General features: G+C 38.4%; 12 protein-coding genes. 6 read left to right on the forward strand and 6 right to left on the reverse strand.

Translation table 11 applies throughout. The features are described 5' to 3' along the window. Positions 1 to 24 precede the first annotated feature (24 nt). The 4 genes from rpmF to BM327_RS13980 form a co-directional block, all read right to left on the reverse strand. Entirely contained in the window at positions 25 to 216 is a 192-nt protein-coding gene (rpmF, locus tag BM327_RS13965; protein WP_090251990.1) for a 50S ribosomal protein L32, read from the reverse strand. Between the two features lie 23 nt (positions 217 to 239). After that, complete coding sequence (locus BM327_RS13970) at positions 240 to 806, reverse strand: YceD family protein (protein WP_090251994.1); 567 nt, start codon at positions 804 to 806, stop codon at positions 240 to 242. Positions 807 to 899: 93 nt separating this feature from the next. Continuing rightward, positions 900 to 2,006: a 4-hydroxythreonine-4-phosphate dehydrogenase PdxA gene (gene pdxA, locus BM327_RS13975; protein ID WP_090251998.1), complete on the reverse strand. Its 1,107-nt coding sequence runs from the start codon at positions 2,004 to 2,006 to the stop codon at positions 900 to 902. A gap of 1 nt (position 2,007) precedes the next feature. Continuing rightward, positions 2,008 to 3,372: a leucyl aminopeptidase family protein gene (locus tag BM327_RS13980; protein WP_090252002.1), complete on the reverse strand. Its 1,365-nt coding sequence runs from the start codon at positions 3,370 to 3,372 to the stop codon at positions 2,008 to 2,010. Positions 3,373 to 3,831: 459 nt separating this feature from the next. On the opposite strand from BM327_RS13980, the gene BM327_RS13985 reads away from it, so the two are divergent. From BM327_RS13985 to BM327_RS14010, 6 genes are read left to right on the forward strand one after another with little or no spacing between them, the layout of a single operon-like run. Then, positions 3,832 to 4,017 carry a Sec-independent protein translocase subunit TatA/TatB gene (locus BM327_RS13985; RefSeq protein WP_090252006.1) on the forward strand — a complete coding sequence of 62 codons (186 nt, stop codon included), beginning with the start codon at positions 3,832 to 3,834 and terminating at the stop codon, positions 4,015 to 4,017. Positions 4,018 to 4,031: 14 nt separating this feature from the next. Next, positions 4,032 to 5,438, forward strand: coding sequence for an Asp-tRNA(Asn)/Glu-tRNA(Gln) amidotransferase subunit GatA (gatA, locus tag BM327_RS13990; protein WP_090252010.1), 1,407 nt, complete (start codon positions 4,032 to 4,034; stop codon positions 5,436 to 5,438). A 5-nt stretch (positions 5,439 to 5,443) separates the two neighbouring features. Beyond that, entirely contained in the window at positions 5,444 to 6,700 is a 1,257-nt protein-coding gene (locus tag BM327_RS13995; RefSeq protein WP_090252013.1) for a lytic transglycosylase domain-containing protein, read from the forward strand. 2 nt (positions 6,701 to 6,702) lie between these two features. After that, positions 6,703 to 7,839 (forward strand): DUF4837 family protein, encoded by a 1,137-nt coding sequence (locus tag BM327_RS14000; protein WP_090252016.1) that lies wholly within the window; start codon positions 6,703 to 6,705, stop codon positions 7,837 to 7,839. Beyond that, on the forward strand, positions 7,832 to 8,599 hold the full coding sequence (locus BM327_RS14005; RefSeq protein WP_090252022.1) for a glycosyltransferase family 2 protein: 768 nt from the start codon (positions 7,832 to 7,834) through the stop codon (positions 8,597 to 8,599). The genes BM327_RS14000 and BM327_RS14005 overlap by 8 nt, the downstream gene beginning before the upstream one ends. After that, positions 8,577 to 9,629 carry a glycosyltransferase family 9 protein gene (locus tag BM327_RS14010; RefSeq protein WP_090252026.1) on the forward strand — a complete coding sequence of 351 codons (1,053 nt, stop codon included), beginning with the start codon at positions 8,577 to 8,579 and terminating at the stop codon, positions 9,627 to 9,629. The genes BM327_RS14005 and BM327_RS14010 overlap by 23 nt, the downstream gene beginning before the upstream one ends. A gap of 57 nt (positions 9,630 to 9,686) precedes the next feature. Here the strand turns inward: BM327_RS14010 and BM327_RS14015 are convergent, their stop codons facing one another. Further along, complete coding sequence (locus BM327_RS14015) at positions 9,687 to 12,596, reverse strand: T9SS type B sorting domain-containing protein (protein ID WP_090252029.1); 2,910 nt, start codon at positions 12,594 to 12,596, stop codon at positions 9,687 to 9,689. After that, on the reverse strand, positions 12,505 to 14,667 hold the full coding sequence (locus BM327_RS14020; RefSeq protein WP_090252034.1) for a hypothetical protein: 2,163 nt from the start codon (positions 14,665 to 14,667) through the stop codon (positions 12,505 to 12,507). Before BM327_RS14020 ends, BM327_RS14015 begins: the two co-directional genes overlap by 92 nt. Positions 14,668 to 15,299 lie beyond the last annotated feature (632 nt).

The raw sequence follows: 15,299 nt of genomic DNA on the forward strand, positions 1-15,299 counted from the left end.
TGATTTAATTCACTTCAACGGTAATTATACCGCAACTTCTTTTTCAGCGATTACTCTACCCTTGTAGTAAAGTTTCCCTTCGTGCCAAAATGCACGGTGGAACAAATGCGGCTGACCAGTAGTTGGACAAGTAGCGATGTTGTTAGCAACTGCTTTTACGTGCGTTCTTCTCTTGTCACGTCTTGTTGTTGACGTTCTTCTTTTTGGATGTGCCATTTTACTTTATTTATTTAAAACGTTTAATTTAAATTCTTTAATGCTGACCACCTTGGATCTATATCGTCGTCGTCGTCATTATCGTCGTCGTCGTTATCGTCTTCCAAGTCGTCGTCTTCTTTCAAATCTTCTTCTTCGACTATAGAATATTCATCTATTAATGCTATCATTTCTTCGTTACAATCTCCGTCGTCATGAACAGATCTTGTTGGTAGTGAAATTGTCATTAATTCATAAATAATAGGGGCTAAATGCAATTCGTATTCATTCGGCTCAAGTACAATTAAATTTTCATCGTCACTGATTTCAGTTCCGAATTTGAAAACTATCCTGTACTCACCGTAGATATACTCTTCTAAAGGATCATTACATCTTGCACATTCTACGTCAACGTTTCCATCAACCACGAAATTTGCAATAAGCATGGTTTCCTTTTTCTCCAGCTCCATCTCTACTAAAAGCTTTCCAGCCTTAATAATAGAGTATTCTAAATCTTCAAAGAACTCGTCCGTAATGTCAAATTCAAAGTCGTGAAAACCGACTTTTAACCCTTCAAAAGGAACAATAAATTTATTCTTCGAACTTCTCATCGTTCAAAAATTGGTGTGCAAAGTTATAAAAATAAAATGATTATCTACACTTCATTTTTAAAACTTAGGATTATTATTCTAATTTATAACACCTTATTCTCTATCTCGGCCTTTTCCTTTGTAGGGTTTTGGCTCTGAAATAGCTAAAGGATCTTTGTTGATTTCCTTTATAAAATCTCTGGTGCGGTAAACATCCATAGCCAAATAGATGGCCTCTCTAAAAGATGCTTCATCCGCTTTATCTTGTCCTGCAATATCGAAGGCAGTACCGTGATCTGGAGATGTTCTTACGATGGGCAAGCCCGCTGTAAAATTTACACCGCTATTAAAGGCAATTGCTTTAAAAGGCGTTAATCCTTGATCGTGATACATGGCTAAAATAGCATCGTATTGTGTGTAATTGCTTGAGCCAAAGAAACCATCAGCAGGGAAAGGACCGAAAGCTAAAATCTTTTCATTGTTCGCAGCTTGTATTGCTGGGTTAATGATTTCACTTTCTTCTGTTCCCATTTTTCCTTTTTCACCGGCATGAGGGTTTAAACCTAATACCGCAATTCTTGGGCGAACGATACCAAAGTCCTTTTTCAAACTGTTGTTAAGCTCCTTGATTTTAGCTAAAATACCTTCTGTGGTGATGGTAGTGCTTACATCTTTTAAGGCAATGTGACTCGTAACTAAAGCCACGCGTAACTTGTCAGAAACCATCATCATCAAAGCTTCTTTTTCGCCTGACATATCTGCTAAATATTCTGTATGTCCGGGGAATTTAAAACCAGCTTGTTGTATGGCTTCTTTTGAAATAGGGGCAGTAACCAAAACATCCACCTTACCAGCGGCTAAATCTTCTGTTGCTCTTTCTAAAGATTTGAAAGCGTATTGACCACCCACCTCATTAGATTTTCCTAAAGTGATGTTAACCACCTCGCTCCAACAACTAACCACATTGATTTTTTTGTGATGTATATCTTTTGCATCCTCTATGCGTGTGAAGTTGAAGTTTTTATCGTTAATGGCTTTTTTATGGTAAGAAATAGTCTTGCTAGAACCGTAGATAACCGGAGTACACTCCGTAAGAATACGTGGGTCACCCAAGGCTTTGATGATAACTTCTGGTCCAATACCATTGATATCACCAAGGGTAATTCCAACGCGTATAGGTTCACGTGTAGAAATTAATTTTTCTTTTTCCTGTTTCTCCATTTTAATACTCGTTTTTAAAGAAGTGTTGTAATAAACGAACTCCTGTTCCGGTTCCACCCAAACCTTTGTAATCTTCTTTCGATTCCAAGAAAGCTGGTCCGGCAATATCTATATGTACGTAAGGGTATTTTACGAAGTGCTCTAAGAATTTACCCGCGGTAATCATACCTGCATACGGTCCACCTAAGTTTTTCATATCCGCTATGCTCGATTTCAATTGTTCAGCATAGTCATCCCAGAAAGGGAAACGAACCAAGCGCTCATGAACCTCTGTACCTGCTTTTTCTAATTTGGACAAAATAGCATCGTCTGCATTCCCCATCACACAAGCTGCTTTCTGACCAATGGCTCTAACGGCAGCTCCGGTTAAAGTAGCAGCGTCAATTACCAATTCTGGTTCGTACTTGTTGGCGTAAGCAAGTGCATCTCCTAAAAGTAAACGACCTTCAGCGTCTGTGTTCAAAACTTCGATAGTTGTTCCATCGAACATCGTAATTACATCGCCTGGTGCGTAAGCGTTTTGTCCCGGTCTATTATCTGTAGCTGGAATTAATCCAATAACGTGGTGCTCGGCTTTGTTTAACGCCATGGCGTAGATAGTACCCACGATACAAGCTGCTCCACCCATATCACTTTTCATGATATCCATAGAGTGCGCTGTTGGTTTTAAACTTAAACCTCCTGTATCGTACACCACACCTTTACCTACTAAAACAATAGGCTTTTTATTTTTAGCCTTTTTGGGCTTGTATTCTAAAATGGTAAATGTTGGTGGATCAATAGATCCTTTGTTTACAGCCAGTAAACCTCCCATTTTTAAACTTTCTATTTTAGATTTATTGAAAACTTTAACTGAGATGTTGGCTTCTTCTCCGCGTTCAACGATTTCCTTACTCAATTGCTCAGCAGTAAGGTAAGATAAAGGTTCGTTTACCAAATCTCTCGACCAGTAAACCGCTTTAATGGTATTGTTTAAATACTCTGCTTGTTTTTTATCTCCGTTGATCCAATTGATTTTTTGCAATAAATACGCTTTTTCTTTGGCGTCTTTGAAATACTTTAAAAATTGGTAGTTGCTTAAAAGTAATCCTTCTGCTAAGTGGTAAACACCTTCTTCTCCGTGGATGTCAATTTCTAAAACATCTTTGTCTAAAAGGGTTCTGATTTGATGTCCAACTTTTCGAAGTTTTTCAGCATCTTTTTCTAAAACGTAGAAAAGGTATCCTTCTTCAGTTTTGTAGTACTCAAAATTTTTCTTCCCGCTCAAGCTTAAATGAGAGGCTTTTTTAACGCTTTTTTCATTCAGTACATGAACTTGCGCATTGGCTTCATTAAACTTCTTTTCTATTTTTATTTTTGCTTGCATTATCTACTTCTTTGAATGTGTAAAAATAGTAATGTTTTATAGAAAGAAGAAGCACTGCGGTTTATGTGAGTCAAACAGGGGGTAAATAATAGTGTGGAGTGAGAGTATGGAGTAGTGACAAGATTTCAAACAGGGGGTGGAATACAGTTTTGAGTATGAGTAAAGAGTATTGATAAGAATTCAAACAGGGGGTGTAGTGATAGCTTTGCGCGGCAAAACGATCGTTTTTAGACTTTGTTTTTAGCGACCTGAGAAGCTGAAATAAGAAGTTTGTAAAAACAGCGTTTTGCAAGTGAACTTTAGCGAAACACCTGGCCGTTTGCCAATATTTTCTCTGGCTGAACCTGAAAATTATTTCACTCTGTTCGCCTATTGTTTGGAGAGGTCAAGAATGATACATTACTTTGTTATCAATTTATAGATAATTACGTAACTTTGCGTCAAATAAATTAAGACAAGATGATTTTAGGAATGATTGGGTGGCCCCAAGTTATATTAATTGCAGTGATTGTTTTATTACTGTTCGGAGGAAGAAAAATTCCAGAATTAATGAAAGGACTAGGGAAGGGAGTCAAAGAATTTAAAGACGCAACAAATACCCCAGAAGACGATTCTACGTCTACTGAGTCTAAAGAAAACAAATAGTCAAACCAATTTTCATGTACAAAACTTTTGCAGAAGTTAAGTTAGCGCTTAAAGAGGGTGCAACAGTAGAATCTATTGTTCAACATTACCTTACTGAGATAGAAAACAGAAAATCTTTGAATGCCTTTTTGGAGGTGTTTACAGAGGATGTTTTGGCTCAGGCCAAAGAGGTGGATGCAAAAATCAAGGCCGGAACTGCGGGTAAATTGGCAGGAATGGTAGTTGGTTTAAAAGACAATATCTGTTATAAAGACCACAAAGTTTCAGCTTCTTCTAGAATTTTAGAAGGATTTGAATCTATTTATTCTGCAACGGTTGTACAACGATTATTAGACGAGGATGCAGTTATCATTGGTCGTTTAAATTGTGATGAGTTCGCAATGGGAAGTTCGAATGAGACTTCTTACTACGGTCCGGTGAGAAATGCAATCAACGAAGAATATGTTCCAGGTGGATCTTCAGGAGGTAGTGCATCTGCTCTCGCAGCAGGTTTATGTACGGTAACTTTGGGAAGTGATACAGGAGGGTCTATTCGTCAGCCTGCGGCCTTTACAGGTACGGTTGGTTTAAAGCCAACTTATGGTAGAGTAAGTAGATTTGGATTGATCGCTTATGCGTCTTCTTTTGATCAAATTGGACCATTTACAAACAATGTAGAAGATGCTGCATTGGTGATGAATGTGATTTCTGGTGAAGATGAATACGATTCAACATCGTCTTCTAAGCCCGTTGAGGACTATACAAATATCTCTTTTGAAGGGAAGAAAAAATTTGCTGTAATTAAGGATGCCATTCAGATGGATGGTTTGGATCCTGAAATTAGAGCAGCGTTTAACGCACAAGTGGAAGCATTGAAGGCAGAAGGGCACGTAGTGGAAGAGGTTTCTTTCCCTTACCTTGACGTGATGGTTCCTACTTACTACGTTATAACTACGGCAGAAGCTTCTTCTAACTTATCTCGTTTTGACGGTGTTCACTTTGGCTACAGAAGTGAGGATGCAAAAGGAGTAGAGGCGACGTACAAGCAGTCGAGAACAGAAGGTTTTGGAGCTGAGGTGAAACGTAGAATTATGTCGGGTACTTTCGTTCTATCGAATGAGTACTACGATTCTTATTACACAAAGGCGCAAAAGGTAAGAAGAGTAATTCAGGATAAAACCAATGAAATTTTGGCAAATTACGACTTCATTATATTACCAACAACGGCGTCTACAGCGTTCAAGTTAAATAGTGTTACAGATCAAATTCAAATGTACTTGCAAGATATCTTTACAGTACAGGCAAACTTGGCAGGTAACCCAGCGATTTCTGTTCCTGCAGGAACGCACTCGAATGGATTGCCATTTGGAATTCAAATTATGGCCGACCATTACAAGGAGAAAGAACTATTGGCTTGTGCTGAACACTTGATGAAAAAGTAAACTTTATGATAAAATATTGCTGGTCTGTATTTACTGCGGTTTTTTTTGCTGCCCTTAGTTTTGGTCAGGCAGAAGATAGCCTTCAACGTCAACAAGAAATTTTAGAAGGTGAGCAATTCATCGCTACAGTAAACGCAAGCTTGCAAGAGTTTTATAAAGAATGGGCCAACAGTGAGAATTACGATTCTATTGTTGCTGCCTTAGGATACGATGAAGGACATGTACCTGAGTTTGATGATTCTATTTATTGTCTGCGTTTGGCGGAAATGAATGAGATGAGTCCTTTTCACTACGCATGTAATCCAACCGTATTATCTACTTTAAAATACTTCACCAAAAACCGAAGAAGATTCACAAGCATCACCCTGGGTAGGTCTAAGCTTTACTTCGATATGTACGAGGAAAAGTTGTCTAACCACAATATGCCGCTTGAATTAAAGTATTTATCGGTTATCGAAAGTGGATTGCGTCCGCAAGTTAAATCTAGAGTTGGTGCTACAGGATTGTGGCAGTTCATGTACAGAACAGGGAAGAAGTACGGATTGGAAGAAAATTCCTACATCGATGAACGCATGGATCCGGAGAAGGCCACAGAGGCCGCTTGTCTTTATTTGAAAAGATTGTACAATGCCTATGATGATTGGAACATGGCTCTAGCGGCATACAATGCTGGTCCGGGAAATGTTAATAAAGCCATTCGTAGATCAGGAGGAAAAACAACTTACTGGGAAATAAGACCGTACTTACCGAGAGAAACACAAGCCTATGTTCCTAATTTTATAGCCATGAGCTATATGATGACCTATCACGTAGAGCACAATATTATTCCAGCCGAAGCAAAAGTTTACGATTTTGAATTGGATACAGTTTGTTTATCACAAGGTGTTCATATGAATATTATAGATAGTCTAACATCTTGGTCTATGGAAGATATTCAGTTTGTAAATCCTATTTATAAAACGAGTTACATTCCTAAAACTTCACCCAAACAGTGTATCAATATTCCTGTTAATAAGGTAAATGAATGGATAGCGATGGAAGATTCTATCTACGCTTTAGATTCTGCCATTTACAATTTACCTGTAGAGGAAGAGTTGGCAAAATTAAAGGAGTCAACTGAAGACTATCACAAGGTGAGAAGTGGAGAAAATTTGTGGATAATTGCTCGTAATAATGGTACGACTGTTGCAAGGTTAAAGCAATTAAACCCTGGCATCAACTACGACAGGTTGAAAATCGGTCAGCGCATCAGAATTAGATAATTATGAGAAACTCAATTTTTAGCTTAGTAACCCTATCTCTTCTCCTCTTTTCTTGTGGAGAAAATCAAGAATCTAGCTCAAGTATAGTGGTAAAATCCGAAACTTCTACGGAAAATGGGAAAACCACAATTTCAGAAAATCAAGGATATACGCAATCTACTTTTCCGGTGGTAGGTAAAGTCGGTTTGATGGCTGTTGTTTGTCCGGATGAATTGTGGACACCGCGTGTAGAAAAGGCTTTAGATTCAGTTTTCGGAGAATATTTCAGACCTTTCTATCCACCTCAAAAGAGATTTGAAGCTTATCACCTTACTCCTGAAGAATTCGAAAAGCGCAATAAACGTGTTAGAAACCTAATGGTTTTGTCCTTAGATCCTAAAGTGGAAGCAGGAAAACCAGAAATAGATTTAAAAGAAAGTTATTACGCGGCTACACAGATGGCAACGTACATTTCCGCAAATAATGTAAAAGATATAGAAGCAGCTTGCGAAAACCAATTGTGGAATATCGCCCACCGTTATGATAAAATGGCGTGGAGAAGAGAGGTGATACGCAACCAAAGGGAACCTGGTAAAATGGTGGAACAACGCGTTGCAGAGAAATTTGGAATTCATTTAGATTTGCCGAAGAATGCGAGTGTAGCGGGAGAGTTGAAAAATTTTATGCGCATTGCCTTCCCAGATGAAAGTAGGCCGATGGATTTAGCGGGAGGTTCTTACCAAACTACACGTACTAACTTCAACCAATACGGTATTATGGTTTGGCAATATTCATTCACAGATTCTAGTTTGTTAGAATACCAAACCATGTTGAATTCTAGAGATACGATTTTAAAATACAACGTACCCCATGAGTATGAAGGGGTTTACATGGGGACGCAATATCACCCGGCTGTAATTCCAATTCGCAAGCAGTTAACATTAAACACTATAGAAGGATACGAACTTACTGGGTTGTTTAAATTTACGGGTGCTATGGAACCTTCAGGTGGAATGTTCTGGAGTTTTACTTTCCGTCACCCAAAAACCAATAAAGTGGTAACCGTAAGTGGATTTGTGGATGTAATTCCAACCACTTCAGCCGTACCTTATATCCGAAGAGTACAAGCCATTATTTATTCTTTGCGTTTAGATGACTAAAATTTCTGCGACAATAATTACACTTAATGAGGAGAGAAATATAGAACGATGTATTCTTTCTCTGGAGGGTGTAGCCGATGAAATTATTGTATTAGATTCCTTTTCTACCGATAAGACAGAGGAAATTTGTCGCAAGCTCGGAGTAAGATTTGAGAAAAGAGCTTGGGAAGGCTATAGTCAGTCTAAAAACTACTTAAACGCATTAGCTTCTTTCGATTATATTTTTTCCATTGATGCAGATGAAGCCCTAAGTGAAGAACTGAAGACATCGATTTTAGCGGAAAAACAGAAAGGTTTAACTGGGGTTTATGCTGTAAACCGTATGACCAATTATTTGGGGAAATGGATCAAGCATTCAGGTTGGTATCCAGATGTGAAAACTAGAATTTTTCCAAAAGCAAGTAGTAAATGGGTAGGAGCCTACGTGCATGAAGAATTAGAAGTAGAAGGAAATCCAACTCCCGTCTTACTTAAAGGAGATTTACACCATTATTCTTACTACAGTTTCGAAGACCACAGAAGTAGGGCAGATAAATATTCACGGTTGACTGCTCAAAAAATGAATGTTAAAGGTAAAAGGGCATCCATTTTAAAACCCTATCTTAGCGCGTTGGTTCGATTTGTAGGTATGTATTTTATTAAGCTCGGTTTTCTGGACGGAAAAATGGGATTTAAAATAGCACAAATATCTGCGCTCTCGAACATTTACAAATACAAAGAATTGAGGAGGTTAAATCGTGAGCAAAACAATAAATCTTAATAATAAAACTGTTGTAATTAGTAGAACAGATAGCATAGGTGATGTAGTGTTAACGCTACCCATGTGTGCTTGGTTGAAGCAACAGTTCCCAGAATGTAAAATCGTTTTCCTAGGTCAAAGTTATACGCGACCTGTATTGGAGTCGGCTCCTTTCATTGATGAAATTTTGGAGTGGAATAAAATAGAAGCACTACCTGTTCAATCGCGTGTAGAAGAGTTGAAAAAGCTTGAAGCAAATGTTTTTATTCACGTTTTCCCAAATAAAGAGATTGCTAAGTTAGCTAAGAAGGCAAAAATACCTTTCCGCATAGGAACATCGCACCGCAGTTATCATTTCTTGTCGTGTAACATTAAACCTAATTTTACGCGTAGAAAATCTGAATTCCATGAAGCTCAATTGAATTTTGAACTTTTAAGAAGTTATGGTATTAAAGAACTTCCAAGTCTAAAGGAATTATCTGCTTTGATGGCTGACTTTCACCCCAAGGGTACTTTGCCGCAAGATATTCAACGTTCTATAGAGGGTTTGAACTTAGAGCAAGGAAAAAAGAAGGTGATTTTACACGCAAGATCACAAGGAAGTGCGGTAGAATGGGACATTGAAAAATTTTCGCGTTTAGCTAAATTGTTGGCGGATAATGGTCATGCAGTTTTTTACACAGGAACAAATGAGGAAGGGGTGAATATACGTGGAAGTATTCCCACTGCTCAAAATGTTTTTGATGTTACGGGAAAATTGACTTTAGCAGAACTACAGAGTTTTATTCTACAAATGGATACCTTGGTAGCGTGTAGTACAGGACCTTTACATTTAGCAGGTATACTGGGAATAGAAGCAATTGGTTTATTTTCACCAAGAAGACCAATTCATCCTGGTCGATGGATGCCTTTAGGTGAAGCAACAAAAGTAATCGTTCACGATGAAGATTGTGAATTGTGCGCGAAAGGTGAAGATTGTGATTGTATTACAAAAATTACAGCCGAGAAGGTCTATGATACGATTACTTCAAACATAGAAGAATTAGCATAAAAGAATTATCAGATAAAAAAAGGCGGAGTATTTAACACTCCGCCTTTTTTATTTCTGTTAGTTTCGAATTACTGTAACAAAACCTTCTACCATTTCCATTTGGTTGGCCGCGGTTTGCTTATAAGTTACCTTGTAGAAATAGGTTCCATCAGAACAAGGTGTTCCAGTATTTTTGTTGGTACCGTCCCAAGCTTCTGTTGCATCATTCGATTCGTACACAACATTTCCCCATCGGTTTACAATGAGCATGTAAAACTCATCAATTTCTCCTATGTTAAGCGTAAGTACATCGTTCATATTATCTCCATTGGGTGTAATCACATTCGGTACTTCTACACCACAGAAGTCAAATAAAATTTGTGTACCCATTTCTCTTATGTGACAATCGTTAAACAATTGTACGGTCCAGTATCCTTCTGACTCAATAAGAACACTATCTGCTTCAGACCCGTTGAACCAAACAAGACTGTCTACATCTGTAAGGTTATCAACTTCTATTTGCACAGGTACCTGATTTGGACAGATCACCATGTTTTCTGTGATCGTAGCTTGAGGATAGGCAACAAAATCATAGGTTACACTATCGGTGAAGCCACATTGGTTGTCGGTATAAACAAAAGTGTATTCACCCGTTTGGAAAAATTGTAAATCTGGATTGTCATCGTTTGGTGTAAGTACGGTAGCACCTGAGTTAGGGATTACCGTCCAAGTTCCTCCGTTTGTTGATGTAACACCAATGGCCGTAAAGATGGTATCACAGATTAAAGAGTCGGTTAAAGTAAATTCTGGTGGACCGTAAAAAGTAACTTCTAAACTATCTACATGGTTACATTGGTTTTCTGTGTAGTATACCCAATATGTTCCATCATTGGTATTGCTAATCGTTACGGCATCAGAAGTAGGATTGTCAATGGATAAGTCAGTAGAGTTGGTCGACCAACTTCCTCCTTGTACAAAAGAATTTGCTAAGGATAGATTCAAATCATCCGTACAGGTTGATGCAGAACCAACGATTTGTGGATCGGCAATTAAAGTAATGTCGAATTGATTACTTGCACCACACTGATCATCTGTGAAAGTGATGGTGTAAGTACCAGGGTTGAGTAAAGTGATATTGGGGTTGTCCACATTTTCATCGGAGAAAAGTACAGATGCATCACTTGCATTCCATGTTCCTCCATTGAAACTAGAAACTCCAGAAACAGGATAAAGATTGTCACAAATCGTTGTATCACTTAAGTTAAATACAGGAGCTGAGGCATAAGTCAGTAAGATACTGTCTTGTGTTCCACAGTTGTTTTCTGTATAATATACCCAATAACTACCTGGTGTGTTTGAAGTGGCGTTCGTCGCCGTACTCGTTGGCGTGTTCAAACTTACTTCTGGAGCGTTGGTACTCCACACACCTCCAGCTGGGAAGTTAGACGCTATCGTTAAGTTGATAACCGTGTTACATGTTGTATCATTGGCCAAAATTTCGGGTTTATCCAGGTAGGTTAGCGTAAAGCTTTCAGTATTTGGACAGGTGTTTTGTGTAAATGTAATCGTATAGGTTCCGAAATTATTTACAGTTATCAACGGATTGTTTACAGCAAGATCAGAGAAAGTAAGGTCAGAAGGTGATGGATTTGTCCATACACCACCACTTAATGAATTCACCCCAGTTACTTGGTAAGTTGAACCACACAACACTGTATCTTGTAAAGAGTTGGTTACCGCTGGAGGTAAGAAAGTGATAAACAAACTATCTTCTTTGTTACAGTAGTTTTCTTCGTAATAGACCCAATAAGAACCATAGGTAGTGGCTGTGATATCAGTATTTGCTGTTGTTGAAGAAGAGAAACTAATTTCAGGAGCGGTAGTTGACCAGCTTCCTCCAGAAGGATATGCGTTGCTTACAGTATAAGGAGAGGTTAATCCACAAACTGTATCAGCTCCATTAATAGTAGGGGCATCGAAATAAGAGATGTCTATATCTACAACATTCCCACAAGTATTTTGTGTGAAAACAAAGTTATAGGTTCCAAAGGTATTAAGGGTGATGAGTGGATTATTGTCCGTATCACTGTTAATGGTAATGTTATTAGGGTCGGGATTTGCCCAAGTACCTCCATTCGGAGCTACAATTCCAGCAACTTGGTGTATACCGTCACAGGTAATGGTGTCACTTGCTCCAGTGATATTGGCGGGTTCTATATATATCTGTGCTAAACTATCTGTTTTGTTACAGTGGTTATCTGTAAAATAAATGGTGTACGTACCATAGTTTTGCGCTAGGGTAAATACAGTATCTGATGAAAAAGGATCATTTACACTAATATTTGCTGGATCACTCGTTGTCCAAACTCCTCCCGCATACATGGTGTCTGCCAAGTAGATTTCATTTTGTAGTCCACATAAGGTATCCTGACCAATAATTTGAGGTTCACCATAGAAAGAAATACGCAAGGTATCAGAAACAGAACATTGATTATCTGTATAGATAAATTCAAAAGTTCCTGCTGTGTCTAGCTCTATGAGTGGGTTATCCAACGTGTCCTCAATAATGGTAATAACATCTGGGAAAGGATTACTCCACGTTCCACCATTCCAAGAATCAACGTTGACAACTTGGAAAGAACTATCACATACCACAGTATCTATAAAATTCGTGCGAGGAGGGTAAGCAAAAGTGATGTTAATCGTATCTGTACTTCCACAAATATTATCTGTATAATACAATTTGTAGTTCCCGTATTCAGAAGTGAAGACATCTGTAATGGTATCATTAGGGCTAACAAAGGTAATTTGTAAACTGTCGCTCGACCAACTTCCAGCATTTTCAGAATTGAAAACGGCTACATTACTTATAGAATCACAAACTAGTGTGTCTGGACTAAAGCTTAGTGCAGGGTAAAAAGAAACTATGGAGGTTAACGTATCTAAACAAGCATTGTCTATAAAGGTATAGGTATATACTCTGTCCATCAATTCCAATATAGCTTAAAGGATTGTCGGCCAAATTATCATCAAAGAGAATTCCATTGGTTGCCGACCAAACACCTCCTTGATAAGTCACCGTGTTCGTAATTTGGAAAGTGTCCGCACAAACATTGGTGTCTGCAAAAATAGAAGGTCTAAAACCGTGGTTGACTTCCATAGAATCCATCATCCCACAAACGGTGTCTGTAAAGTATAAAGTGTAAATCCCCAAAGCAGAGAAATAAACATCAGGGTTATTTAAAGTAGAATCATTAAAACTAACTTCACTAGGGTTAGATGATGTCCAAAAACCTCCAGAAGAAGCAAAGGCATCAACCGCAAATAAAGTATCATCACATAATAAGGTGTCATTTGGCAATACTGGTGGTTGTGTTACATATATAGAAACAACCGTATCGTGTGTACAACCAAAATTATCGGTTGCTTCATAGGTATAACCAGTATATCCATATTGTGTAGGTAAAACCCAAATAGAAGTATCCGGATTCATGCTAAGTATGGTTGAGTTAGCTACCCAACCTTCGCTTACTACAGTGTTGGAAAAAGTAGGAGCATTCGGATCTAATGTTTTATCAAAGGAGATTCTCCAACTCGAAACATATCCATCGTTTGCACCTGTTTGTATGTTATCTCTTACAATCAGTTTCCATGTTCCGTCTATAGGACATCCCGCTAACGCACCAAAACTTTCCTCAGGTTGGTAGGTGTCCTCATCCATGGTTAATATACTAGGGTTACTCGGAGCATTTACCAAATTTCCAGTTTCGTTAGGAAAACTCCCCAAAGTGGCATTCATATCAAAGCAATAACGCCAGGTTGTACCTTGTACCCCGGCAATGGTCGAAGGGTCTCCAAGTGCTATACCGTTTGACAAGTATCCACCAGGTACTAAACCACCGGAGGCATTACTGGCATTTACTAGGGTGAGTTGTGTTCCGTTCGGACATTCAACAACAATTTCTAAGTTAGATAAATCGGTATGTTCTATGTCCACACAAATCTCATCTATACTGGTAGCATCAACTAAGGTTGCACCATTAAAAGTACTCACAACGTTGTTAGCTACGTAGTTGTTTCCATCTCCATCTGGGATGAGTTGGTTCTGTATTTTCTCAAAAAAGTTATTTGTTTCAAAAATCCCAGGAGGGTAAATAACCGGTCCGGTACTAATCAATGCCGAGTCTCCTAAACAAATACTGTCGTCTATAATAGCGGAGGGTGCAAAAACAGGAACTGAACCTACGCGTATGCTTCCATAGTTTTTTATCGATTGAGGATAACTATCTTTTATTTCTAAATTGATGTAATAACCACCATACCCCGGCGGCACAAACCAAACGCTGTCATTGTCTTCCAATACTTCACCATCGCTAGTCGTCCAAATGTATTCTACGTTTTCAGGGGTCTGACTGTAACCGTATCCATTGGTTTCAAATGAATAAGGAAAAGTAGGCTTGGCAATAAATAGTATTGAATCGTAAATACAGATATCCATGAAGGTTCCGGTGGTAGAATCAAATACGTCAGGCATTGCTCCATTGATGTATGCTTCTACTGTGGCATCGAAAGGTTGTGCGGGAGTAGTACAGGCAATGTTTCCTTCCCAACCCGTTCCTTCATTTGATGCGTCAGAACTAAATAAGAGGGTTAAACAACCACTAGGGTTGTTGGTAAAGCTAGCGCTTAGGCTAAATCCAGCACCTATATTAGTGTTGTTATAGGCTCCAAGCAAGGGTGCGCTCGCATCAGGGCCGTCATAGATATAAAGTGTATCACTAGGATGAATGTCAAAAGGGAAACCATAGGCAGAACCCATTCTCAAAGAAACTTTTGTTCCATTGACAAGGTCAGGACAAATGGTAATGGTATCCTGTTCATTGGCAGAATAACCCGCTCCTTGGTTTCCGGAGTCGATAAAGTTAGAACTGGCTTGGTTTCCAAATAGCGCACAGTTCAAGGTTTGGTCAGCATCAGCTACTTGTAAAAACTGCCCCAAAGATGTGTTGGAGTAGATCAACAAAAAGCACGTTGCGATCAGCAATGTTAAAAATTTCATATACAGTAAGTTTTATTAAGGGGATAGTTGTAAAAAGTCGATGTAGATTCCCTTATAAAATATACGTGTAATTCAGTCTATTAGTTCAGTGACTGATGGTTTAATAATCAGAATAATATAGTTAATGTTTAGTTTAGTTTTTATGTCAATCAATTAAATGCTCGTATTATCACCTAAACGGTATGGTTTAGAACATGTAGGTAAATTAAGACTTTTAATTTTAATATAAAAAAGAAGTCCCTATTAAGCACCGGGCAAAGATAAAGGGCAAATTTAATATGTAAACATAAGTTGATACATATCAATCAATATTCGAGGTACTTTATTCCGTAGTCGCAAAAAGCAGTTTTTTTATTGCCCTACATATAAGGTATAAAATACAAGTTAAGAATGATGAGTTAAGAATTAAGAATGCTGAATTAAGAATTATAGAAAGTAGAGGGGTTCAATTTCAAATATCGAATCTCCAATTTCAAATTTAGATAAGGCTGTTGGCTGCGCTATCCGTTCTACTCCGTTGTGTTCGGCTTAGTGGTCTATGGTCAAACAACAAGTTTCTTGCAGTCACTTTCTGTTTTCCCTATCCCACACAGCCGCTCCCATCCGGGGTGCCACTGCTATCGCTAACAGAA

It is taken from the genome of Lishizhenia tianjinensis, assembly GCF_900116425.1.
Taxonomy (GTDB): domain Bacteria; phylum Bacteroidota; class Bacteroidia; order Flavobacteriales_D; family Crocinitomicaceae; genus Lishizhenia; species Lishizhenia tianjinensis.

Bases quoted from the DNA above. Each gene is read 5' to 3' on its own strand.
- rpmF (WP_090251990.1), bottom strand. From the start codon at position 216: ATGGCACATCCAAAAAGAAGAACGTCAACAACAAGACGTGACAAGAGA.
- BM327_RS13970 (WP_090251994.1), bottom strand. From the start codon at position 806: ATGAGAAGTTCGAAGAATAAATTTATTGTTCCTTTTGAAGGGTTAAAA.
- pdxA (WP_090251998.1), bottom strand. From the start codon at position 2,006: ATGGAGAAACAGGAAAAAGAAAAATTAATTTCTACACGTGAACCTATA.
- BM327_RS13980 (WP_090252002.1), bottom strand. From the start codon at position 3,372: ATGCAAGCAAAAATAAAAATAGAAAAGAAGTTTAATGAAGCCAATGCG.
- BM327_RS13985 (WP_090252006.1), top strand. From the start codon at position 3,832: ATGATTTTAGGAATGATTGGGTGGCCCCAAGTTATATTAATTGCAGTG.
- gatA (WP_090252010.1), top strand. From the start codon at position 4,032: ATGTACAAAACTTTTGCAGAAGTTAAGTTAGCGCTTAAAGAGGGTGCA.
- BM327_RS13995 (WP_090252013.1), top strand. From the start codon at position 5,444: ATGATAAAATATTGCTGGTCTGTATTTACTGCGGTTTTTTTTGCTGCC.
- BM327_RS14000 (WP_090252016.1), top strand. From the start codon at position 6,703: ATGAGAAACTCAATTTTTAGCTTAGTAACCCTATCTCTTCTCCTCTTT.
- BM327_RS14005 (WP_090252022.1), top strand. From the start codon at position 7,832: ATGACTAAAATTTCTGCGACAATAATTACACTTAATGAGGAGAGAAAT.
- BM327_RS14015 (WP_090252029.1), bottom strand. From the start codon at position 12,596: ATGGACAGAGTATATACCTATACCTTTATAGACAATGCTTGTTTAGAT.
- BM327_RS14020 (WP_090252034.1), bottom strand. From the start codon at position 14,667: ATGAAATTTTTAACATTGCTGATCGCAACGTGCTTTTTGTTGATCTAC.